Raw genomic sequence first — 22,240 nt, 5'->3', positions numbered from 1 at the left:
GAGGAATGGAAGATGCATTCTGTGCAAGATGCATTATATAATTGGTTAACAATTAAAGTTGTTGCGGAGGCTCGTCCGTATGATGAAGCTGCTCAAGAAACATATATGCTTTTTCATAATATGCTACATGAAGATCATCAGTTAAAATATATAACGGTAGAAAAAAGGGAAGATATGTATTTTGTTACATATGAAAGAGAAGGGGAAAAGAAAGCAGTTCGGTTTCCGCTTGAGCTAATTGATTGTTTTTTAGAACAGATAAATCGAGATCCAGAGAAATATAAATAAGCTCTTATCCTATATTCGATAAGAGCTTATTTATACGTTACAATTATGTACATCATATCGTAGACGGCTGAATTTACTATACAGTAATATTTATTTGATTGCTTTCAGCGTTCAAATAAACGATATACCTATTAGCATATTACCATTCATCTTCAACTGTTTTATCACGATATAATCGGAAGTTACCAGTTGCGTGTCTTTCTAAAGTACGTTCTGAAATTCGATCCGTACATTGTTTACACATAAATGTATGAATAGGACGATTGCGAAGCCGTTTTGCAACGGGATTTTCGTCATTTAAATCTTCTCTTTTATCACAAAGAATACATTTAACTCTCATTTTGTCACCTCGGCACAAATTCTATCTTACTTTAGTATATCATGTGCTTTAGATATTTTTGAACTATAGGAGAAAAAATAAATATTTTCGCAATTCGAAAAATAGGTTATTATATAAGTGAAACTACTATCAACGTGGAATTATAATTTTTGCTGATGGTTAGTGGATCGATAAGGGCAGGTTTCTTTTCTTAAGTTTTTACAGTTAAGTGCCTGGCAGAGCGAAAGTAATATAGATGCTTATGGAGGTGGAAACATGGCAAATATAGTAGAGCTAACATTAACAAATGCTTTAGTGAAAGCGCTGCGTGAAGAGCGTATTGTAACAATTGCAACGACTGATTTTGAGAAAGGCATTCCAAATGTAAGTGCGATTTCATGGGTATATGCAATAGATGAAAAAGTTATTCGTTTTGCAGTGGATCAACGCTCTCGCATTGTAGAAAATTTGCGTCATCATGCGGGACTTGTTCTGACTGTTATGGCAGATGAGTCTGTATATTCTATAAGTGGTAAAGCGATTATAAAAACAGAGCGGATAGAAGGTGTTCCGCTGAAATTAACTTTAATTGAAGTTTCTGTGCAAGAAGTGCGTGACGTAATGTTTTATGGTGCGAAACTTGCTATTGAACCGAAATATGAAAAAACATATGATCTTCGTGCTGCGGCAAAGTTAGACAATCAAGTTGTATCTGCGATGAAGGATATGTGAAAAAGGATGGGCAGCAAAGAAAGTTGTTCATCCTTTTCTTTGTATTTTAAGTGATTTCTATTCTACCTCGTTTGTACAGTACATATAATTATAACAATGGTTCGTCCATAATCATGGATGAAACCCTTGTTCTACAAATTTAATGGTGGAGTCAGGGGGTAACAGGTTGAATAAAATTTATGTGCTAGACACGAATGTACTTTTGCAAGATCCGTTATCTATTTTTTCATTTGAAAATAACGATGTAGTCATTCCGGCTGTTGTGTTAGAGGAAGTAGATTCAAAGAAACGCTATATGGATGAGGTTGGCAGGAATGCACGCTATGTATCAAAACTAATAGATAAATTTCGTGAACTTGGGAAATTACATGATAGCATTCCTCTTGAGAATGGAGGGACATTTCGAATTGAATTAAATCATCGTTCATTTGTTCAATTACAAGATATTTTTGTAGAAAAAACAAATGATAATCGTATTTTAGCTGTGGCTAAAAATTTATCATTAGAAGAGCAAGAAAAAGAAAATGGAAAGTCTGTCATCCTTGTGAGTAAGGATGTACTTGTACGAGTAAAAGCTGATGCTCTAGGTTTACAAGCTGAAGATTATTTGAGTGATCGTGTTACGGAAGTAGAAAACATATATACGGGCTTCTTAGAGTATTACATACAAAAAGAGATTTTAAACCGTTTTTATGAAAAAGGAGAGCTTCCTCTTTCTGAAATTGCGAATCATCCGTTTTATCCCAATCAATTTATTGTAATGAAAGATGCTTTAGGTGGATCAAGTTCGGCTCTTGGGATTGTAGATCATTCAGGGAAAAAGATAAAAAAGCTTATTTTTCCAAATGAGCAGATTTGGGGAATTCGTCCACGAAATGTACAACAAATTATGGGGATGGAATTGTTGTTACGTGAAGACATTCCTCTTGTAACATTGACAGGAAAAGCTGGAACGGGGAAAACATTAATAGCATTAGCTGCAGGACTAATGCAAACAGAAGATTTGGGAATGTTTAAAAAGTTACTCGTGGCAAGACCTATTGTTCCAGTTGGAAAAGACATTGGATATTTACCAGGAGAGAAAGAGGAAAAATTAAGACCTTGGATGCAACCGATTTATGATAATTTAGAATATTTATTCAATACAAAAAAGCCTGGTGAATTAGATGCAATCTTAGCGGGAATGGGTTCTATTGAAGTAGAAGCTCTAACATATATTCGTGGACGTAGTATTCCAGAGCAGTTTATTATTATCGATGAAGCACAAAATTTAACGAAACATGAAGTGAAGACAATTTTAACGCGTGTTGGAGAGAGAAGTAAAATTGTTTTAATGGGAGATCCACAGCAAATTGATCATCCATATTTAGATGAATATAATAACGGTTTAACATATGTGGTAGAGAAGTTTAAAGAACAAAAAATTAGTGGACATGTGAAGTTTGTAAAAGGTGAACGCTCTAACTTAGCGCAACTAGCAGCAGATTTATTGTAGGAAAGAGTGGCGATAAGCCACTCTTATTTGTTTTCTATGAACAAACAATAAGTTCTTTCACTAATAGAATATTCATTTTACACAATAGTAAATTTTCGAATATATCGAATAGGATTATTGACATTAGAGCCATCACCGAAATAAAGGTGAACAGGGCCATCTTCTTTTAGTGGCTTCCCTATACTAGAAAAACCGAGAATAGCATCCTTTGCTTCGTTTATTGAAATGGTTGTAATACCAGATTCAGTATGAATTTCTACAAGTGTTGCGTCATTAGAAATTTCTGCGTTTTCTAAAAAAGGTAAAAAAGGTATGCCGAATGTTCCGGTAATAATCTTTTCTTTTTCAAATCTTGCAACGCTTTTATTAACCGGTGGAAAAATAGCTCCTTCTCTAATTTCACGATCCCAATGTTTGGATGCTTCTTTGGTATATTGTGCTAACTCACTTATTTTTTCTTTTGGAGTTGTAAAGTATGTTGTTAAGTCAACTTTTCGATCATCAAAAATCCAGACACTTGGATCAATTGTAATTGGAAAGCGTACATTTCCGTTAATAAATAAGATTTCATTCATTGTTGTTCCCCCATTTGTCTTATACTCCCACTTTTCAGTATAATAGGACTAGGAACAATTGTCACAGAAAATGTTTCTATTGCAATTTATGAAAACTATCGCTAATATTAATAGATAGGATAGGAGAGTAGGACGGAAACGGAGGGAACCAATTTGGCGTCTGAGACAGTAACAAATCATCAGGAAAAGGCACTTGCCCTTCTACAAGCTGATGCAGAGAAAATTTTAAAACTTATTAAGGTGCAAATGGACCACCTTACGATGCCGCAGTGTCCATTGTACGAAGAGGTACTCGATACACAAATGTTTGGCTTATCCCGTGAAGTTGATTTTGCGGTTCGTCTTGGTCTCATTGCTGAAGAGCAAGGTAAAGAAATTTTAGGAGAATTAGAACGCGAGCTATCGGCGCTACATGATGCTTTTACAAACAAACAATAATAGCTGGTTCAAATAAGGGGCTCAAACTGAATCAGTTTGAGCTTTTTTTGTGGAAAAAAAACGATTTTTCCTGAAAAGCAGGAAGAATGCAAATATATATGGAATACAACTGTAAAAAAGAAGAGAGAAAGAGGATTTTGAATGAAAAGAGTCTGGAAGTCAATAGATTATTCTTTAGTGCTTCCTCTTGTTATCGTATGTGTGATCGGCGTTATTATGGTGTATAGTGCCAGCTCTATTGTTGCGATTACAAAATATTATCCGAAATACGGGTGGACGAGCGATCACTTTTTTCTATCACAGTTAAAAGCATTAATCGTCGGAACAATTGGATTGCTTATTGCTATGTTTGTTCCCTTTCAAGTTTGGCGAAAGCGTATCATTGCTGTTTTAATCGTTGTGGTTAGCGTAGGAATGCTGTTAATTGTTTTAAAATGGGGAATTGTTGTGAATCATGCGAAATCGTGGGTGTTTGGTGTACAGCCGTCGGAGTTTGTTAAATTAGGGATCATCATTGTATTAGCGCGTTTTTATGCAAAAAAGCAAGCAACAGATGGACCGATTTGGCATGGTGCTGGCCGAGTGTTTATTTTTTTATTGATTACAATTTATTTAATTTTAAAACAGCCTGATTTAGGGACAACATTATTAATTATATCAACGATTGGGATTATGACGTTCTGTTCAGGGATCCCCTTTCAAGTTTGGCTAAAACGAATTGTTCTTACATCTATTATATGGATTCCGCTCGGATATCTTATAGGGAAAAATGTTTTAACACCTGTTCAAATTGCACGGTTCACTACATTTTGGAATCCGTTTAGTGATGCGCAAGGGAAGGGATTTCAATTAATCAATTCGTTTGTTGGTATTGCTTCTGGTGGTGTAGGTGGTAGAGGTTTAGGAAATAGTATTCAAAAGTATGGGTATTTACCAGAACCGCATACAGACTTTATTATGGCAATTGTATCAGAGGAACTAGGGTTTGTTGGAGTGGCTATTATTTTAATAGGTTTACTAGTCATTGTCGTTCGTGCTTTTCGAATTGCACAAAAATGTAAAGATCCTTTTGGAAGCTTACTTGCGATTGGAATTGGGAGTATGATAGGGGTGCAATCTATTGTAAACTTAGGCGGCATTACGGGAATTATGCCACTTACTGGTGTGCCTCTGCCATTTGTTAGTTATGGTGGTACTTCTTTAGTGTCAACCTTAGCGGCAATGGGAATTTTATTAAATGTAGCTAGTTTTGTGAAACAGCAAGAAAAAAGAGAGCAGCGAGAGCAAGAGCAAGAGCAACAACAACCTAAACAAGAGAGACATCTTGTTATTGTTAAATAAAAGAAGCTTTGTACAAATGTACAAAGCTTCTTTTATTTGCATATCTTCAGAAAAAAAGATGTTTATTTTGTTATTTCACAATAAAGAGTATGTCACATTTATTAAATGTGTTCTACAAAAAGAATGGTTGCTTCCTTCTTTTTATGCTATACTAATTTTGTCATATAATAATGGACAGAGTGCTTATCATTTGTCAAAAAATAAGGTATGATGAATAAAAATAAGGTGAAGCTTACACGCAGTGAAAAAGTACTGCTGAAAGTGAAATACTTACTCCCGCTAAAACGGGACAAATTTATAGTGTTTTGAATGGTAGGAAAATAGAGGGGGAAAATCATGAAAAGGCTGCAACGTATTCAGAAAGTATTAGTAGCTAACCGCGGAGAAATCGCAATTCGTGTGTTTCGTGCTTGTACAGAATTAGGGCTACGCACAGTTGCGATTTACTCGAAGGAAGATAGCGGCTCATATCATCGCTATAAAGCAGATGAAGCGTATTTAGTAGGAGAAGGTAAAAAACCAATTGATGCATATCTTGATATTGAAGGTATTATTGAAATTGCAAAAAGTAATCATGTTGATGCAATTCACCCTGGATACGGATTCTTGTCAGAAAATATCGAATTCGCAAAACGTTGCGAAGAAGAGGGAATTATTTTTATCGGTCCAAAGAGTAAGCATTTAGACATGTTTGGAGATAAAGTAAAGGCAAGAACACAAGCGCAATTGGCGAATATCCCTGTTATTCCTGGTAGTGATGGTCCTATAAATGATCTTGAAGAAGTAGCCGATTTTGCGAAAAAGTATAGTTATCCGATTATCATTAAAGCAGCTCTTGGCGGTGGCGGACGCGGGATGCGGATTGTACGCAGTGCAGGAGAATTAAAGGAAGCGTATGATCGTGCGAAATCCGAGGCGAAAGCTGCATTTGGGAACGATGAAGTATATGTAGAAAAATTTGTTGAAAATCCAAAGCATATTGAAGTACAAATATTAGCAGATGAACAGGGAAATATTGTTCATCTATATGAACGCGATTGTTCTGTACAGCGTAGGCATCAAAAAGTGGTAGAAGTAGCACCAAGTGTGTCTCTTCCAGTTGAACTGCGCAATCGTATTTGTGAGGCTGCAGTTCAATTAACGAAAAATGTTAATTATGTGAACGCGGGAACAGTTGAGTTTCTAGTAAAAGGAAACGAATTTTATTTCATTGAAGTGAATCCACGTGTTCAAGTGGAACATACAATTACAGAAATGATTACAGGTATTGATATCGTTCAATCACAAATTTTAATTGCTGACGGATATGCTTTACATAGTGAAAAAATAAGTATTCCAAAACAAGAAGATATCATTACGCATGGATTTGCAATTCAATCTCGTGTGACAACAGAAGATCCGCTAAATAACTTCATGCCAGATACCGGGAAAATTATGGCGTATCGTTCTGGTGGCGGTTTTGGGGTGCGTTTAGATACAGGAAATAGCTTCCAGGGTGCAGTTATTACACCATATTATGACTCATTACTTGTAAAAGTAACAACTTGGGCATTAACGTTTGAACAAGCAGCATCAAAAATGGTACGTAACTTAAAAGAATTCCGGATTCGTGGTATTAAAACAAATATTCCTTTTTTGGAAAATGTTGTAAAACACCAAAACTTTTTATCGGGAGAATATGATACATCATTTATCGATTCCTCACCGGAACTATTCGTATTTCCAAAACGAAAAGACCGTGGTACAAAAATGCTATCGTATATTGGCACGGTAACGGTAAATGGATTCCCTGGAGTAGGAAAACAAGAAAAACCGATTTTTGCAGAAGCGCGCATTCCAAACATAATACATTCTGAACCAATCAAGGCTGGTACGAAACAAATTTTAGATGAGCGCGGAGCCGATGGATTAGTAAAATGGGTTCAAGAACAAAAACAAGTTTTATTAACCGATACTACATTTCGTGATGCACATCAATCATTATTAGCAACGCGTATTCGTACAGAAGAGTTGAAACAAATTGCTGAACCAACAGCAAGAATGTTACCGAATTTATTTTCGGCAGAAATGTGGGGCGGAGCAACATTTGATGTCGCGTATCGTTTCTTAAAAGAAGATCCATGGGAACGTTTATTACAATTACGTGAGAGTATGCCCAATGTATTATTTCAAATGCTTCTTCGCGCATCAAATGCAGTGGGATATAAAAACTATCCAGATAACTTAATTCAAAAGTTTGTAGAATGTTCTGCGCAGGCGGGTATTGATGTATTTCGTATTTTTGATAGCTTAAACTGGGTAGAAGGTATGCGTGTTGCAATTGATGCTGTGCGTCAAAGTGGTAAAATTGCAGAGGCAACAATGTGCTACACAGGTGATATCCATGATCCAATGCGCAGTAAATATGATTTAAATTACTATAAAAACTTAGCAAAAGAGTTAGAAGCATCGGGTGCTCATATTTTAGGGATTAAAGATATGGCAGGATTATTAAAACCAAATGCAGCATACGATCTAGTATCCGCATTAAAAGAAACGGTATCGATTCCGGTGCATCTTCATACGCATGATACTAGCGGGAACGGTGTATTAACATATGCGAAAGCAATTGAAGCTGGTGTTGATATTGTAGATGTTGCGGTAAGCTCTATGGCTGGTTTAACATCTCAGCCGAGCGCTAATACATTGTTCTATGCATTAGAAGGAAATGAAAGACAACCAAATGTGGACGTAAATTCATTAGAGAAACTCTCTCATTATTGGGAAGATGTTCGTAAATATTATTCTTCTTTTGAAAGTGGAATGAATGCACCGCATACAGAAGTTTACATGCATGAAATGCCAGGTGGCCAATACAGTAATCTACAGCAGCAGGCAAAAGCTGTCGGATTAGGAGATCGTTTTGATGAAGTGAAAGTAATGTATCGTCGTGTTAACGATATGTTCGGTGATATTGTGAAAGTAACTCCATCTTCAAAAGTGGTCGGTGATATGGCTCTATTTATGGTACAAAATCATTTAACAGAGAAAGATATTTATGAACGTGGTCATGCATTGGATTTCCCGGGATCAGTTGTGGAGATGTTTTCTGGTGATCTTGGACAACCATATGGTGGTTTCCCTAAAGAGTTACAAGAGATTATTCTAAAAGGAAAAGAGCCTTTAACAGTAAGACCAGGTGAATTATTAGAATCGATTGACTTTGAAGTATTAAAAGAAGAATTATTCCATAAACTTGGTCGTGAAGTAACGATGTTTGATATTGTAGCGTATGCGTTATATCCAAAAGTATTTATGGATTATCAAAAGGTTGCAGAGCAATATGGAGATATTTCTGTTCTTGATACACCAACATTCTTCTATGGGATGAGACTTGGCGAGGAAATTGGTGTGGAAATTGAACGCGGTAAAACGTTAATTGTGAAATTGATTTCGATTGGAGAACCACAATTAGATGGTACACGTGTTGTCTACTTTGAACTTAATGGACAGCCTCGTGAAATTGTTATAAAAGATGAAAGTGTTAAAGCGACGGTTTCGCAACGAGTGAAAGGGAATCGTGAAAATCCAAGTCATATTAATGCTACAATGCCGGGCACTGTAATTAAAGTGGTGGTAAAAGAAGGGGAGCAAGTGAAAAAAGGTGATACCATGGCAATTACAGAAGCGATGAAAATGGAAACAACTGTACAAGCTCCATTTACTGGCACGGTGAAAAAAGTGTATGTGAAAGACGGAGATGCAATTCAAACAGGTGATTTGCTGATTGAATTCGAGTGATAAAATAAGGCTATTACTCCAATTTTGGAAATAAAAAAGAGCTGCTTTTGTGCAGCTCTTTTGCTTTTTGAAAATAATAACTTGTCGAAGAGACAAGTTATTATGATAGTTTCGTTTGCTTAGTAGTACGATGTATTTCTGTATTTTTCATGTTTGTTTTACTACGTGTTCCTAGCATCACTAAATAGCATAATACAGCAAATAAACATGATATAAAGAGTGAATGCAGAAGTGACATTGCTAAGCTTGCTTCTGTATATACAACTAAAATACCAGCGATTACTTGACACGCGACAAGAATGAAAGCTGTAATCCATCCATAACAGACAACAGGTTGTTGCTTATAATGCCTAATAGCTATCAGCATTGCATATAAAATCCAAGCGGAAATTAATAGAGCTGCAATTCGGTGTCCCATCTGTACCCATTCATGAAACTGCATTGGAAGTGGGCTATTTTTACTGCATAATGGGAAACTCGGACATGCTAAACTCGCATGCTCATGACGCACTAACGCTCCTGTATAAACAACAAGATAACTGTAAATTGTTACACCGTAAATATGAAATTTCATCTTCTTATCAATAACAAGTGAATGGGCATCAAATTTCTTATCGATCTCAAAGATAAGAAGTGTTAATAAAATAACAGCAGCAAACGAAATAAGGGAAATACCGAAGTGAATTGCTAATACAGCCGGAACTTGCCCCCACACAACCGCAGCAGCGCCCATTAGCGCTTGCGCTATTAAAAACACGAAAGATAAAATAGCCAGTGCTTTTGTTTCACGAACGTGTCCATAATATTTCCAAGATAAGATACATAGTAGTGTAACGAGAATTCCTGCAGAACCTGAAGTAAGACGATGACTGAGTTCAATAATTGTTTCCATGGATAAATTCGAAGGAACAAGTTCTCCGTTACACAGCGGCCAAGATTTACCACAGCCTTGTCCAGAGCCAGTTTTAGTAACTAATGCTCCGCCAAGTAGTACAAATAATAAATCAAGACTTGTAATGACTGCTAACCATTTTATAAAGCGTTGCAATCTTTTTCACCAACTTTCAATTTCAAAGTTATTGTGCAATATTTTAATAAAATAAAGTAAAACTTCCCTCGCTGTTGTTTTTCATCCTTACCAAGGGTTAGTTAAACTAATTTGGCGCATACGAGCAGTTCCTAACCTATATTCTTTCTGTCTTTAGAATCTTGAGGTACAGGCTTAGCTACTTGTAAATAGCCATAAATGTTATAGAAACAGAAATGCACTACAGTCCTATGATATAGAAAATCTGATAAAATAGCAAAGGGGAGAGAAAGGGAGAAAGAAAGGAAAATAAATTGCTTATTTTAACAAAAAATAGTGAGTTTTATAAAGAAATACACGGAAATACATGCAGAATCTGACAAAATGGTTTATTATAAAAGATAATTACATTCTATACTTGATGAAGTAATGGGAAAACTTTTTAAGTCATAGACACAAAAAGTTCATGTTTTCTTCACAATTTCTTCGTGAAATATGTTTTAATATATTCTAGCAAGAAGTGTATATTAATAGTAAAATCATAAAACAACATTTCCACTGTAATAATATTGCTGTATAAAAGCATGCTGTTTTATTTTAAGTAAATAGGCAAAAGAAAGTATGGAAGTTTTAAGAGGGGGTTAAAGTGATGAACCATGCAACAAGTGAACTGCATGATGAGTCAGCTGTAACAAATGTACCGGAAACAACACGTGTACAAGATTTATTAGCGCTCGTTAAGATGGGGATTGTAAATTCAAATACACTTACTGTATTTACAGGATTATGGTTAGCTCTACATTTCAATGGATTGAATGTAATGGACCATTTAGATAAAATGTTTTTTACAATCGTCGGCTCTGCATTAATTATGGCGGGGGCATGTAGCTTAAATAACTATATTGACCGTGATATTGATCATTTAATGGAACGAACAAAAAATCGCCCAACAGTAACAGGGAAATATAAACCTGGATTCGCATTAACATTAGGTATTTCAATTGCGCTTCTGGGCTTTGTGTTTTTACTATTTACAACACCAATGGCAGCATTTATTGGTTTTATTGGTTTCTTTACGTATGTTGTTCTATATTCATTATGGACAAAGCGAAAATATACGTTAAATACAGTAGTAGGGAGTGTATCAGGTGCAGTTCCTCCTTTAATCGGTTGGGCAGCTATTGATCCTAGCTTGAATCATCCTATTGCTTGGATGCTATTCTTAATCATGTTTGTTTGGCAAATTCCACATTTCCTCGCACTTGCGATGAAACGTGTTGAAGAATATCGTAATGCAGGTATTCCAATGCTTCCTGTTGCGCATGGATTTGATATTACAAAACGTCAAATTATGATTTGGACAGTATGCTTATTGCCACTGCCATTTTATATGAATGCACTTGGAGTAACATTTATGGTAATTGCAACTTTGCTTAACATCGGTTGGATCGTGTTAGGGTTTTATGGCTTCCGTAAGAAAGATGACATCAAATGGTCCGTGCAAATGTTTGTATACTCCTTAAATTATTTAACAATCTTATTTATTTCAATGATTGTTGTAACTTTCTTCTAAGACAACGACAACAGGGGATTTCTTTACGTTGAGATTTACTTTACTTACTATAAAGTACAATCTAATTAACAAAGAAAGTGGGGGTTGTTTGCATGAAGAAACAGTGGCGATTGCTTTCGCTTGTTTCACTAGTGGCTTTACTGTTAGGGGGATGCGGTAAAGCCTTTCAATCTACTTTGATTCCACAAGGTGAAGTAGCAAAAATGCAATATGATTTATTGTTATTAGCTAGTGCAATCATGATTGGTGTCGTTCTTGTAGTTACGATTATTTTCTTGTATGTAATTGTGCGTTTCCGTCAAAGGAAAGGCCAGGAAAATTATATTCCGAAGCAAGTAGAAGGAAATCACAAGCTAGAAATTATATGGACAGTCATTCCGATTTTACTTTTATTGGTATTGGCTGTCCCTACTGTTACATATACGTTTAAACTTGCTGACGTAAGTGGAATGGAGAAAAAGAATATTGATAAAGATACAATCGTTGTTGATGTAACAGCGAATCTTTATTGGTGGGAATTTTCTTACAATAATGAAAAATTAGTATCTTCGCAAGATTTAGTCATCCCTACAGGTAAAAAAGTGTATTTAAATTTAAAAGGTGCTGATATCAAACACTCATTTTGGGTGCCATCTTTAGCTGGAAAAATGGATACAAATACAGATAATGTGAACAAGATGTGGATTAAAGCAGATAAGACCGGCACATATAATGGATTTTGTACAGAATTTTGCGGACCTTCTCATTCTTTAATGCAGTTTAAAGTGAAAGCTGTTAATGAAAGCGAGTACAGAAAATGGGTTGCTAGTATGAAAGAATTAGATGGTAAAAAGACTGTTGCTACTTCGAAAGAGCAAGAAGGAAAACAAATTTTTGAAAAGAGTTGTATCGGTTGTCATGCTGTTGGATCAAATGATAGCAGACCACCTTCTGCACGTATCGCACCTAATTTAGCAAATTTTGCAGACCGTGATATGGTTGCGGGAATTGCTGAAAACAATGACGAAAATGTAAAAAAATGGTTAAAAGACCCTGAAAGCATGAAACCAGGAAATAAAATGACTGGAAAATACGGTAATCTTACTGACGATCAAGTAGAGTCATTAAATGCTTACTTGAAAACATTAAAAGTTGAAAAGTAATGAGAAACTATTTGCGAAGGGGAGGTTGAAAACGTGAGTTCTGTAGCAAAAAAACAGGGAGTTGGCTCTGTGATTTGGGATTATTTAACAACAGTAGATCATAAAAAGATTGCCATTCTCTATTTAATTGCAGGTGGATTATTTTTTATCATCGGTGGAATAGAAGCAATATTTATTCGGTATCAGTTAGCGTTTCCAAACAATGATTTTCTTGTTGGAGATGCATATAATCAAGTTTTAACAATGCACGGAACAACAATGATTTTTTTAGCAGCAATGCCGCTTGTATTTGCAATGATGAACGCAGCTGTACCACTTCAAATTGGTGCACGCGACGTTGCGTTTCCATTTATTAATGCGCTTGGATTTTGGCTATTTTTCTTTGGAGGCGTATTTTTAAATTTAAGTTGGTTTTTAGGCGGAGCACCTGATGCAGGATGGACATCATATGCATCGTTATCACTTGCATCAAAAGGGCACGGCATTGATTTCTATGTTCTTGGTTTGCAAATTTCGGGTATTGGGACATTAATAGGTGGAATTAACTTTCTAGTTACCATCATTAATATGCGTGCACCTGGAATGACATATATGCGTATGCCGATGTTTACATGGACGACATTTGTAACATCTGCCCTTATTTTATTTGCATTTCCACCACTCACAGTCGGTTTAGCTTTATTAATGTTAGATCGTTTATTTGGAACAAGCTTTTTTAACCCGGCCTTAGGAGGAAATACGATTATATGGGAGCATTTGTTTTGGATCTTCGGTCATCCAGAAGTATATATTCTTATACTCCCAGTTTTCGGAATATTCTCAGAAATATTCGCGACATTCTCTAAAAAAAGATTATTCGGATATTCATCTATGGTATTTGCAACGGTATTAATTGGATTTTTAGGATTCATGGTGTGGGCGCATCATATGTTCACAGTGGGTCTTGGACCGGTAGCAAATGCTATTTTTTCTGTAGCTACAATGGCAATTGCTGTTCCGACAGGGATTAAAATTTTCAACTGGCTCTTTACGATGTGGGGTGGAAGTATTCGTTTTACAACACCAATGATGTGGGCCGTTTCCTTCATTCCATCATTCGTTATGGGGGGGGTAACAGGGGTTATGCTTGCATCTGCTCCTGCTGATTATCAATTTCATGATAATTACTTTGTTGTCGCTCACTTCCATTACGTAATTGTAGGTGGGGTTGTGTTTGGATTATTCGCTGGGGCTCATTATTATTGGCCGCTTATGTTTAATAAAATCTTAGATGAGACACTTGGTAAAATTACGTTTTGGCTGTTCTTTATTGGTTTCCATTTAACGTTCTTTATTCAGCACTTCCTTGGTTTAATCGGTATGCCGCGCCGATATTTTACGTATTTGCCAGGCCAAGGATTAGAAACTGGAAACTTAATTAGTACAATAGGCGCAGCATTTATGGCTCTTGGAACAATTGTTCTTTTGGTTAATGTTGTAAAAACATCTTTTTCAAAAAAACAAGCCGGCTGCGATCCTTGGGATGGCCGCACGCTAGAATGGGCAATTCCTGCGCCGACACCTGAATATAATTTTAAACAATTACCATTTGTACGAGGGTTAGATCCATTATGGATTGAAAAAAGGGAAGGGAAAAATGAGATAACGCCAGCAGAGCCGATTGGTGATATTCATATGCCAAATTCATCGTTCTTACCGTTTGTTATCTCGTTAGGCCTGTTTATCGCAGCGTTTGGAGCGATGTATATGCAAGGTGGGAAAGAGAAAATGTGGTTAGTGGTAGCAATCGTTGGTCTTATTATTACGTTTGGAGCAATGTTCTTCCGATCTGTAATTGATGATCATGGATACCACATTCATAAAGAAGATTTAGATGATAAAGGGGGCAAGGCGTAATGCATGCAGAGGAAAAATTAACAAATGAAACCTTTCCAGCAGAGCCTGAAAAAGCAACCCTTGAAGGAAAGAATAAATTTATTGGATTTTGGTTGTTTCTAGGAGGCGAAACGGTACTGTTTGCTTCCTTGTTTGGAACATATTTAGCACTAAAAAATTCAACTAACGGCGGACCAACGTCACAAGAAATGTTTCAAATGCCGCTTGTGTTTATTATGACAATGCTTCTTTTAACAAGTAGTTTAACGAGTGTATATGCAATGTATCATATGAAGAATTTTAATTTTAAACAAATGCAGCTTTGGCTTATTATTACGGTCTTGCTGGGGATTGGCTTTTTAGGTTTTGAGATTTATGAGTTCAATCATTATACCCATGAATTTAAGCACACAATGAAAAGTAGTGCATTTGGTTCAGCGTTTTATGCATTAGTTGGTACGCATGGATTACACGTTTTATTTGGATTACTTTGGATTTTGACTCTAGTGGTTCGTAATGCGAAGCGTGGTTTGAATTTATACAATGCGCCAAAGTTTTACGTTGCATCAATTTACTGGCATTTTATCGACGTAGTTTGGGTGTTTATTTTCACTGTAGTATACTTAATGGGAATGGTGGGATAAACAATGGCGATAAAACAAACAAATATAAATAACCCTAAAGTGGATCTTGCTTACCGCAGAAAAAAAAGTGCAGAAGAAATGAAGCATCAAGTTGTTACTTTCGGATTAATGATTTTTTTGACAATTATCGGATTTGTAGCAGTTGCATATCCAAAAACATTTAGTCCACTTTTTTCTGTACCATTTATTTTACTGTTAGCTACCATACAAGTTATTTTTCAATTGTATTATTTTATGCATATGAGCCATAAGGGGCATGAAGCTCCGACATTTTTCTTATATGCTGGTTTACTAGTCGGATTAGTAACGATTTTAGCATTTATGACAATTGTTTGGGTTTAAAAAAGAAAGGAGATTGAGGGTTTATCAATCTCCTTTTATTTATCCCACTATTTGTGGGTAGTAAGCCCCCCACCTCAAGATTGAGAAAGAAGCGTGTCCAACTCTAACGGCTAGAATTTCCGGTCGTTTCGCCCCCTCGGACGAGGCAAAAAGCGCCTCTCTGTCAGGGGCGCGGGCTTCCTGCGATTCTGACAGAGCCGCTTCCGCTTTTCTAAAGAAGATATGTGGGGGATAATTGCCCGTAAAAGCCCGATTGGTGAGGGCTGATAATCAGTGGAGGACACTGATTAAGGTTTCACTTTATGAAAGGGAGGGTGTGAAAAAATGAACAACTTATGGATATTTAGTTTTGAAGCACTGTGGAGCCCAATCTTTTTTCTTTTTATACTAGCTGTCGTGATTAGTTATTTTTTAATTATTGGAAAATATCGATATCGTTTTCCGAACGGAGAGAAAGTAAGTAAACGGAAAATCTTTTATTTTACAAGTGGTATGCTCCTTTTATATTTGGTTAAAGGGGGCCCAATTGATTTACTTGGACATATTGTGTTTAGTGCACATATGTTAGAAATGGCAATCATGTATATTGCCGTACCTCCATTATTACTACTGGGGTTACCAATCTGGTTGTTTGAGTATATAACATCATTTCGATTGATTCATATCATGTTACGCATATGGGCAAATCCTATTATCGCATTAATTGTTTTTAATGGGGCATTTTCGATGTATCATTTACCAATTGTGTTTGATACGGTAAAGCAGAGTCAAATAGGACATCCGATTGTTCTTGCTGCATTGTTTTTTATGGCCATTATGTTGTGGTGGCCAATATTTAATCCGCTACCACAATATCAAACATTAAGTGATATTAAAAAGATTGGTTATATGTTTGCTAATGGGATGCTATTAACGCCGGCTTGTGCGCTTATCATTTTTGCGAATGAGCCGTTGTTTGTGACATATACAGATCCAAATGCATGGATGAAGGCGATGGAGCTTTGCGTGCCAGCTGGAACATTATCTAATTTAAATATTACAGGTCCTGATTTCTTACATTGGATTCCTGTTCTAGAGGATCAGAAAACAGGAGGGATTGTAATGAAGATTATACAAGAAATTGTATATGGCACGGTTATTGGATATGTTTTCTTCTCGTGGGCGCGTAAAGAGCGGAAAAAGGATGCTGAACAGATGCATGCATTACCTCCGTATTTGCAATCTCAATCACCCATGTCTGATGGAAAACTCTCATCTAAATAAAATGAAACTTCTCTCAGTAGGAAGGCTTACTGCGCTAAAGTAGCGGGATAAATTTACCAAACCAAAAGAAGGTGTACCATCGTGTACACCTTCTTTTGGTTTAGATAAATCCATTTTAATTTTTCGACATATAAGTCGCTGCTATGCAGAGTACATTATGATCGCTTCTATGTACGACTAGATGCTCTCGTCCTCTCTTAAAAAGAAAGTGATTTTTATGTCGTGTTTTAAATTGCATTTATAAAGGTTCTTTTTGAGAAGTACGATGTTCATAAAAGTATAGTAGTTTATCTCGGTGAAACTACTAGAAGTTTTCTTTATTCTATAATCGCTAAATCTTGCAACTCTTTTTCGATGTTTTGAAGTAACTGTTCGCTTTTTTGAAGAACATTTTTGGGGAAATTTTCGTTCTCTCCATACTCTACGCCATGTGGATAATAATGTTTACCAAGAAGAGGTTTTAATAACTTAATATGGGCGTGTCGGCTGCCGATATCTCCTTCAATTGCAAAACCTTGTATACGTAAATAATATACATCTTTCAGCAATTCAAATTTATAGTCGTATGTTACTCGCTCGTAATCCCATTGCCCAGCTAGTACAAAGTGATGATTGTCCATTACCTCAGAAAGAAGTGTAAAGTCAACCACTAGGCCTTCAAGTTTCGTATTTGTAAATTGCATGAAATAACCTCCTTATTATAAACGTAGAACCGCTTGAATTTATAATAGTACGAATAGTGAGAAAACGCAATTCATTATAGAGAGAAAAGGGGGAATGTCTGATTTTATAAAAGAATTATGATATAGTGAACATAGTGTGGTACACACAAAATGGAGAAAACAGTTTTGTTTGTGTATACCTCAATTTCATGGTTATTCAGGAGGTATATAATTTGAAAAAGTTGTTTCGTATTATAGTAATTACTATTCTTATTTTAGCAATTGATTTATACGGGAAATTACTCGTTTCTCAATATATATTTCAATCTTCTCAGTTAAAAAAAGAGCATAAAATTGTGAAAACAAAAAAAGAAAAAGAGATTAAGGGAGTACCAGAAACAATTCCAGAGTTACTAGGTAGTGATTCTGAAATTTTATTAGCGAATTGGGGTGAACCGGCACGAATTGAGCCATCTGCATATGGTTATGAATGGTGGATATATAATCAAGACTTATCGAAATATGTGCAGTTTGGAGTTAAAGAGCACAAAATTGTTACGATTTATGTTGGCGGAGAGAAAGTGAGTGTTTCACCATTTCATATTGGTGAAAAGTATGAAGATATTTATAAAAAAAATCCGTTTTCATATGAAATCTCACTTAAAATGGGAAAAAATAGCTATCAATTTGAATTATCTGATGTTGAACTAACAGAACAACCACTCGTTTCTAGCGAAGAGGGATGGGCGCAATTATATTTTGATCATTTTACACATAAACTTGTCGGTGTTCGTTATATGGATGATGAAACGTTAATCAAACAAAAACCGTATCAACTCGTTTCCTCTGGAGAATTAACGAATCCACAGCCGTTATCACCAGAACAAATGAAACAAGTTGAACAAGGAAATGCTCAGCAAATTTTAGATTTGACAAATGTTATTCGAATTCGTAATCATCTTCCATTATTAGTATGGGACCAGCAAACGGCGGTGGTAGCATATGAACATAGTAAAGACATGAAAGACAACAATTATTTTTCTCATGATTCACCTTTGTTTGGCACATTAGGAGATCGTTTGCACAAAGGAAATGTATCATTTCAGTTAGCTGGGGAAAACATTGCTGCGCAGCATAGTGATGCAATCGCGGCGGTTCAAGGATGGTTAAATAGTGAGGGGCATCGAAAGAATTTACTAAACGAACAATTCACTGGTTTAGGAATTGGCGTGTATGATAAATTTTATACGCAAAATTTTATTCAGAAGTAGGGTGTATGGATTGCCTAAAAATAGGCGAACCATGCGCCTTTTTTTTCTTACAATATAGTAAAAAGATACATCTGATGGGGTGGGTGATTGTAATGACAACAGTGAAAGGAGATTTACATCCTTCTATTCAAAAATTCAAAGAGTTTGTACGTCAGCATCCAAAGATGGTTCATGACGTTCGAAATGGAACGAAATCATGGCAACAGTTTTATGAAGAATGGTATTTACTTGGGGAAGGAGATGGTATATGGAATCGCTACAAAGTAAATGGAGAGATAGTTCCTCCTTCTGTACAAGAAGAGAGCGGAGAAAAGTCAGGGGATTTGATGGGACAAATGGTATCGTTTTTAAAAAAAATTGATGTGGAACAGGTGCAACAACATTTAGCGAATATGACGACAGCTATTGGGAGTGTACAGCAGGTTATTCAACAGTTTCAAGGGAATCAGACAACTAAACAACAGCGTAATGCCGAAAATAATCCGTTTTTCTTTCAAAAAGACTAGGAGGATGAGTGATGAGAGCAGAACTCATCGAATTTGTAAGGTCGAATGAAGATTTACAGAAATATATTCGCGAGCAGCCGTATTGGTATCGGAAGCTTTCTAGAAACCCAAGCGAAAAAGAAGCATTTGAATTAGCGGCCATGCAATATTTTAAAAAGACAATCCCAGATAAAGTGGCTAAATTTCAAAATCAATTATCCGTTGCTTCTCTTATGATAGACATGTTTCAATATATGAAACAACAAAACGTTGATTAAGTGGGAGGAAAAACTGTGTCCGTCATGCGAAACTTTTGTTACAATAAAAATGGATTATAGAAAAAGGAGTTGCAGCATGACGGAAATTTGTTTAGTACGACATGGACAAACTGATTGGAATTTTCAAGAAATTATTCAAGGAAGAGAAGATATTCCTTTAAATGAAATTGGGAAAAAACAAGCAAGTCAAAGTGCCGCAGCTTTAAAAGCTGAATCATGGGATATCATCGTTAGTAGTCCGCTAGTAAGAGCACACGAAACAGCACAAGCTATTGCTAATATGGTGAAAATAGACACTATTTACCTTGATGAACGTTTTATGGAACGGAATTTTGGAGTAGCATCAGGAAAGCCAGTTGCTGAAGTTAGACAGTTTATTGCAGATGGTAACGTAGAAGGAATGGAAACGGATCAAGAAATTGTTGAGCGGTGTTTTGCGGCATTAAAAGATGTTGCCCAAAAGTATATGGGAAAACGTATTATTATTGTTGCACATTCCCATGCAATTAAAGCTATGTTACATGCTATTTCTCCAAAAGAAATTACATTTCAAACTCCACTGCAAAATGCATGTATTAGTTATGTGAGAGAAATAGAAGGAACATGGGAAGTTGTAAAGTATAATATCGCTGAACATATTTGTTTGTAATTTATATCTGAATAAAGTCATAGAATTAGTAGTTCTGCTATAAATGTGATATGATTAATATTCGGAGGTGTCTCTCATGATTGTAGCGACGCTAGAGAGCGTAATGATTTTAGACAAGGCTGAACAACTTGCAAAGACAGTTGTTCTTTCAGATATAGCAGAGCAGTACCGCAAGTGCTACCATACATTGCAACAAGACCCGGAAGTACAAATGCTAATAGGGCAATTTACAGCAATGAAAGAGCGTTATGAAGAAGTGCAGCGGTTTGGAAAATACCATCCTGACTATACAACTGTATCGAAACAAATGCGGGAGTTAAAACGAGCGATAGATTTGCATGAAAATATAGCTGCTTTTAAAAAAGCAGAAAATGATTTGCAAAAGTTATTGGATGAGATTAGTGTAATTATGGGAGCCGAAATCTCTCCTGCTATTAAAGTTCCGACAGGCAATCCATTCTTTGATGCAGGTGGTTGTGGAGGCGGTTGTGGCTCTGGAGGTAGTTGTGGGTGTAAAAAAACGGGGTAATGTGCCCCGTTTTTTAGAATATAGAAGAAAAAAGACTATAAGAAACGGCTTCCGTTTTTTTAAAATATTTGAAAATCGATAATGAAATTTTCAACGATGGGGGCTTAATATCAGTTAATACGGGATAAATTTCTGCGGCTTATTGTGAAATAAATGAATGATATTAAATAAAAGGAGAACATTATGTTTGGGCAACGACAAAGTATGATTGTCTATCTACATTCCTTAAAAAATGCTAAAATTTTAAGGAAATATGGAAACATTCACTACATATCAAAACGGTTTAAATATGCTGTTGTGTATTGTGATATGGAGCAATTAGAACATATGATGCAAAAATTAAATAAGCTTCCGTTTGTAAAAAAAGTCGATCCATCTTATCGGCCGTTTTTAAAAACGGAGTTCGAAAATTCCAGACCAGATCGTGCAAAAGAATATGATTACAATAAGATGGATTAAAACCCCCACCAAAATTTTGGTGGGGTTTTTTGTACTCTTCATCTTATCCCGCTATTTGAGGGCAGTAATACTCCCGCCTCAAAATTCAGCAAAAACATTGTCCAGCTTCAGCGGCTAGAATCTCCGGTCGTTTCGCCCCCTCGGACGAGGCAAAAAGCGCCTCTCTGTCGGGTGCTCCAACGTCCTGCGATTCTGAGAGAGCCGCTTCCGCTTTTCTTTGTTGTCCAGCTCCAGTGGCTAGAATGTTCGGTGGCTTCGCTTCTTCCTACGAGGTAAAGAACACCTCGTAGGAAGAAACTCCATCCCTCACACATTCTGGGCGAGCCACTTCCGCTTTTCTTAAGAAGTTAGGCAGGAGATAAATCGCTGGCATGCGCCCGATTGGGGAGGGCTGATAATCAATAGGGGATGAAGAAACCCCCTGCTGATTAAAATTTCATTTTATTGCATCGGTGGAATAAAGTGATTCATTCGTAAAATACCGATGAGATGATTGAAGTATAGTTCATTTTCTGGAAATATTGTAGATGGTTTTACAGTAAAAGAAACTACTTTTTTTCCGATTTGTTCGGCGGTTTCTTCAAATAAAGTAATTCGTTTGCTTTTTTTATCTGTTAATAAAGGGATTCCTTCTCGACATATGTATAAAGGTTGAAAATTGCCTACTGTCGTAGGGTGAAGAACAACGACGAGAGAGCATACAGCTTTTTCGTTTTTCGAAGTATTAAATTGTAGCATATGCGATACTCGATGTTTGTTTGCTTTTGCAATTTCGAGTAATTCGTATAAATCGGAGTATCCCTCTCCTAGTTCAATAAAACGTTGAATCATGTCTTTTCCTCCTCTTTCTTCTACTGTATCATTTCATTTTCGAAATGAAAAGGAGACAAAGAAAAAACCCTGCCGAGGCAGGGCCCTTCTTATACTAGTATGACTAGCAAGAAGGAAAAGGGAGAGGAGAAACCGGAGGAAGAACTTATGGGGAAACGTAAGTCTTCTCCGCGGTTGGCAACAACATCGAAGGTGATGTTGTTATATTTATTTATCTCCAAACTGTGTGAAGATATACATTG

The 22,240-nt window shown here is 36.2% G+C and carries 23 protein-coding genes; 18 read left to right on the top strand and 5 right to left on the bottom strand.

The genetic code is table 11. The features are described from left to right. Positions 1-12 precede the first annotated feature (12 nt). Positions 13-288 carry a hypothetical protein gene (locus tag PLX19_RS09510; RefSeq protein ID WP_272188272.1) on the top strand — a complete coding sequence of 92 codons (276 nt, stop codon included), beginning with the start codon at positions 13-15 and terminating at the stop codon, positions 286-288. Between the two features lie 139 nt (positions 289-427). Here PLX19_RS09510 and PLX19_RS09505 read toward each other — a convergent pair whose 3' ends face one another. Further along, entirely contained in the window at positions 428-628 is a 201-nt protein-coding gene (locus PLX19_RS09505) for a YlaI family protein (protein ID WP_272188271.1), read from the bottom strand. A 255-nt stretch (positions 629-883) separates the two neighbouring features. Between PLX19_RS09505 and PLX19_RS09500 the strand changes: the two genes are divergently transcribed. Continuing rightward, positions 884-1,339, top strand: a complete 456-nt coding sequence (locus tag PLX19_RS09500) for a pyridoxamine 5'-phosphate oxidase family protein (RefSeq protein WP_272188270.1) — start codon at positions 884-886, stop codon at positions 1,337-1,339. A gap of 166 nt (positions 1,340-1,505) precedes the next feature. Then, positions 1,506-2,834: a PhoH family protein gene (locus PLX19_RS09495; RefSeq protein ID WP_272188269.1), complete on the top strand. Its 1,329-nt coding sequence runs from the start codon at positions 1,506-1,508 to the stop codon at positions 2,832-2,834. Between the two features lie 77 nt (positions 2,835-2,911). Here PLX19_RS09495 and PLX19_RS09490 read toward each other — a convergent pair whose 3' ends face one another. Next, on the bottom strand, positions 2,912-3,409 hold the full coding sequence (locus tag PLX19_RS09490; protein WP_272188268.1) for a peptidyl-prolyl cis-trans isomerase: 498 nt from the start codon (positions 3,407-3,409) through the stop codon (positions 2,912-2,914). 153 nt (positions 3,410-3,562) lie between these two features. Here PLX19_RS09490 and PLX19_RS09485 point away from each other — a divergent pair, with 153 nt between their 5' ends. From PLX19_RS09485 to pyc, 3 genes are all read left to right on the top strand, one after another. Further along, positions 3,563-3,847 (top strand): YlaN family protein, encoded by a 285-nt coding sequence (locus PLX19_RS09485; protein ID WP_020059288.1) that lies wholly within the window; start codon positions 3,563-3,565, stop codon positions 3,845-3,847. 141 nt (positions 3,848-3,988) lie between these two features. Next, complete coding sequence (locus PLX19_RS09480) at positions 3,989-5,188, top strand: FtsW/RodA/SpoVE family cell cycle protein (RefSeq protein ID WP_272188267.1); 1,200 nt, start codon at positions 3,989-3,991, stop codon at positions 5,186-5,188. A 336-nt stretch (positions 5,189-5,524) separates the two neighbouring features. Further along, positions 5,525-8,968 carry a pyruvate carboxylase gene (gene pyc, locus PLX19_RS09475; protein WP_272188266.1) on the top strand — a complete coding sequence of 1,148 codons (3,444 nt, stop codon included), beginning with the start codon at positions 5,525-5,527 and terminating at the stop codon, positions 8,966-8,968. A gap of 100 nt (positions 8,969-9,068) precedes the next feature. Here pyc and PLX19_RS09470 read toward each other — a convergent pair whose 3' ends face one another. Continuing rightward, entirely contained in the window at positions 9,069-10,016 is a 948-nt protein-coding gene (locus tag PLX19_RS09470) for a COX15/CtaA family protein (protein WP_272188265.1), read from the bottom strand. Between the two features lie 628 nt (positions 10,017-10,644). Between PLX19_RS09470 and cyoE the strand changes: the two genes are divergently transcribed. The 6 genes from cyoE to ctaG all read left to right on the top strand — a co-directional run bounded on the left by cyoE (position 10,645) and on the right by ctaG (position 16,834). Further along, complete coding sequence (cyoE, locus tag PLX19_RS09465; RefSeq protein ID WP_272188264.1) at positions 10,645-11,568, top strand: heme o synthase; 924 nt, start codon at positions 10,645-10,647, stop codon at positions 11,566-11,568. A gap of 92 nt (positions 11,569-11,660) precedes the next feature. Next, a complete protein-coding gene (coxB, locus tag PLX19_RS09460) occupies positions 11,661-12,710 on the top strand; it encodes a cytochrome c oxidase subunit II (protein WP_272188263.1) in 1,050 nt (349 codons plus the stop codon). Between the two features lie 33 nt (positions 12,711-12,743). Continuing rightward, complete coding sequence (gene ctaD / locus PLX19_RS09455; RefSeq protein WP_272188262.1) at positions 12,744-14,606, top strand: cytochrome c oxidase subunit I; 1,863 nt, start codon at positions 12,744-12,746, stop codon at positions 14,604-14,606. After that, positions 14,606-15,229, top strand: coding sequence for a cytochrome (ubi)quinol oxidase subunit III (locus PLX19_RS09450; RefSeq protein WP_272188261.1), 624 nt, complete (start codon positions 14,606-14,608; stop codon positions 15,227-15,229). The genes ctaD and PLX19_RS09450 overlap by 1 nt, the downstream gene beginning before the upstream one ends. Before the next feature lie 3 nt (positions 15,230-15,232). Beyond that, positions 15,233-15,571 carry a cytochrome c oxidase subunit IVB gene (gene ctaF, locus PLX19_RS09445; protein ID WP_272188260.1) on the top strand — a complete coding sequence of 113 codons (339 nt, stop codon included), beginning with the start codon at positions 15,233-15,235 and terminating at the stop codon, positions 15,569-15,571. 324 nt (positions 15,572-15,895) lie between these two features. Next, positions 15,896-16,834 (top strand): cytochrome c oxidase assembly factor CtaG, encoded by a 939-nt coding sequence (ctaG, locus tag PLX19_RS09440; protein WP_272188259.1) that lies wholly within the window; start codon positions 15,896-15,898, stop codon positions 16,832-16,834. A 317-nt stretch (positions 16,835-17,151) separates the two neighbouring features. Here ctaG and PLX19_RS09435 read toward each other — a convergent pair whose 3' ends face one another. Beyond that, positions 17,152-17,517: a YugN family protein gene (locus PLX19_RS09435; protein ID WP_272188258.1), complete on the bottom strand. Its 366-nt coding sequence runs from the start codon at positions 17,515-17,517 to the stop codon at positions 17,152-17,154. 212 nt (positions 17,518-17,729) lie between these two features. Between PLX19_RS09435 and PLX19_RS09430 the strand changes: the two genes are divergently transcribed. The 6 genes from PLX19_RS09430 (at position 17,730) to PLX19_RS09405 (ending at position 21,167) form a co-directional block, all read left to right on the top strand. Then, positions 17,730-18,767 (top strand): CAP domain-containing protein, encoded by a 1,038-nt coding sequence (locus PLX19_RS09430; RefSeq protein WP_272188257.1) that lies wholly within the window; start codon positions 17,730-17,732, stop codon positions 18,765-18,767. Between the two features lie 92 nt (positions 18,768-18,859). Then, positions 18,860-19,273, top strand: a complete 414-nt coding sequence (locus PLX19_RS09425; RefSeq protein ID WP_272188256.1) for a YlbD family protein — start codon at positions 18,860-18,862, stop codon at positions 19,271-19,273. A gap of 11 nt (positions 19,274-19,284) precedes the next feature. Beyond that, positions 19,285-19,530 carry a YlbE-like family protein gene (locus tag PLX19_RS09420; protein ID WP_272188255.1) on the top strand — a complete coding sequence of 82 codons (246 nt, stop codon included), beginning with the start codon at positions 19,285-19,287 and terminating at the stop codon, positions 19,528-19,530. 76 nt (positions 19,531-19,606) lie between these two features. Continuing rightward, on the top strand, positions 19,607-20,179 hold the full coding sequence (locus PLX19_RS09415) for a histidine phosphatase family protein (RefSeq protein ID WP_272188254.1): 573 nt from the start codon (positions 19,607-19,609) through the stop codon (positions 20,177-20,179). Between the two features lie 76 nt (positions 20,180-20,255). After that, entirely contained in the window at positions 20,256-20,708 is a 453-nt protein-coding gene (locus tag PLX19_RS09410; protein ID WP_272188253.1) for a YlbF family regulator, read from the top strand. Between the two features lie 183 nt (positions 20,709-20,891). Continuing rightward, positions 20,892-21,167, top strand: coding sequence for a YlbG family protein (locus PLX19_RS09405; protein WP_272188252.1), 276 nt, complete (start codon positions 20,892-20,894; stop codon positions 21,165-21,167). Between the two features lie 441 nt (positions 21,168-21,608). Here PLX19_RS09405 and PLX19_RS09400 read toward each other — a convergent pair whose 3' ends face one another. Next, positions 21,609-21,998 (bottom strand): DUF7147 family protein, encoded by a 390-nt coding sequence (locus PLX19_RS09400; RefSeq protein WP_272188251.1) that lies wholly within the window; start codon positions 21,996-21,998, stop codon positions 21,609-21,611. Positions 21,999-22,240 lie beyond the last annotated feature (242 nt).

The sequence above is a fragment of the Bacillus sp. BP-3 genome (genome assembly GCF_028401955.1).
GTDB lineage: Bacteria > Bacillota > Bacilli > Bacillales > Bacillaceae_G > Bacillus_A.
The sequence above is the reverse complement of the archived record's forward strand: the minus strand, read 5'-3'. Positions and strand labels throughout refer to the sequence as shown.

Coding starts and splice junctions, on each gene's coding strand:
- PLX19_RS09490 (WP_272188268.1), bottom strand. CDS start 3,409: ATGAATGAAATCTTATTTATTAACGGAAATGTACGCTTTCCAATTACA.
- cyoE (WP_272188264.1), top strand. CDS start 10,645: ATGAACCATGCAACAAGTGAACTGCATGATGAGTCAGCTGTAACAAAT.
- PLX19_RS09505 (WP_272188271.1), bottom strand. CDS start 628: ATGAGAGTTAAATGTATTCTTTGTGATAAAAGAGAAGATTTAAATGAC.
- PLX19_RS09420 (WP_272188255.1), top strand. CDS start 19,285: ATGAGAGCAGAACTCATCGAATTTGTAAGGTCGAATGAAGATTTACAG.
- PLX19_RS09400 (WP_272188251.1), bottom strand. CDS start 21,998: ATGATTCAACGTTTTATTGAACTAGGAGAGGGATACTCCGATTTATAC.
- PLX19_RS09450 (WP_272188261.1), top strand. CDS start 14,606: ATGCATGCAGAGGAAAAATTAACAAATGAAACCTTTCCAGCAGAGCCT.
- PLX19_RS09405 (WP_272188252.1), top strand. CDS start 20,892: ATGTTTGGGCAACGACAAAGTATGATTGTCTATCTACATTCCTTAAAA.
- coxB (WP_272188263.1), top strand. CDS start 11,661: ATGAAGAAACAGTGGCGATTGCTTTCGCTTGTTTCACTAGTGGCTTTA.
- PLX19_RS09410 (WP_272188253.1), top strand. CDS start 20,256: ATGATTGTAGCGACGCTAGAGAGCGTAATGATTTTAGACAAGGCTGAA.
- PLX19_RS09500 (WP_272188270.1), top strand. CDS start 884: ATGGCAAATATAGTAGAGCTAACATTAACAAATGCTTTAGTGAAAGCG.
- PLX19_RS09425 (WP_272188256.1), top strand. CDS start 18,860: ATGACAACAGTGAAAGGAGATTTACATCCTTCTATTCAAAAATTCAAA.
- PLX19_RS09435 (WP_272188258.1), bottom strand. CDS start 17,517: ATGCAATTTACAAATACGAAACTTGAAGGCCTAGTGGTTGACTTTACA.
- PLX19_RS09510 (WP_272188272.1), top strand. CDS start 13: ATGCATTCTGTGCAAGATGCATTATATAATTGGTTAACAATTAAAGTT.
- ctaF (WP_272188260.1), top strand. CDS start 15,233: ATGGCGATAAAACAAACAAATATAAATAACCCTAAAGTGGATCTTGCT.
- PLX19_RS09415 (WP_272188254.1), top strand. CDS start 19,607: ATGACGGAAATTTGTTTAGTACGACATGGACAAACTGATTGGAATTTT.
- ctaG (WP_272188259.1), top strand. CDS start 15,896: ATGAACAACTTATGGATATTTAGTTTTGAAGCACTGTGGAGCCCAATC.
- pyc (WP_272188266.1), top strand. CDS start 5,525: ATGAAAAGGCTGCAACGTATTCAGAAAGTATTAGTAGCTAACCGCGGA.
- PLX19_RS09480 (WP_272188267.1), top strand. CDS start 3,989: ATGAAAAGAGTCTGGAAGTCAATAGATTATTCTTTAGTGCTTCCTCTT.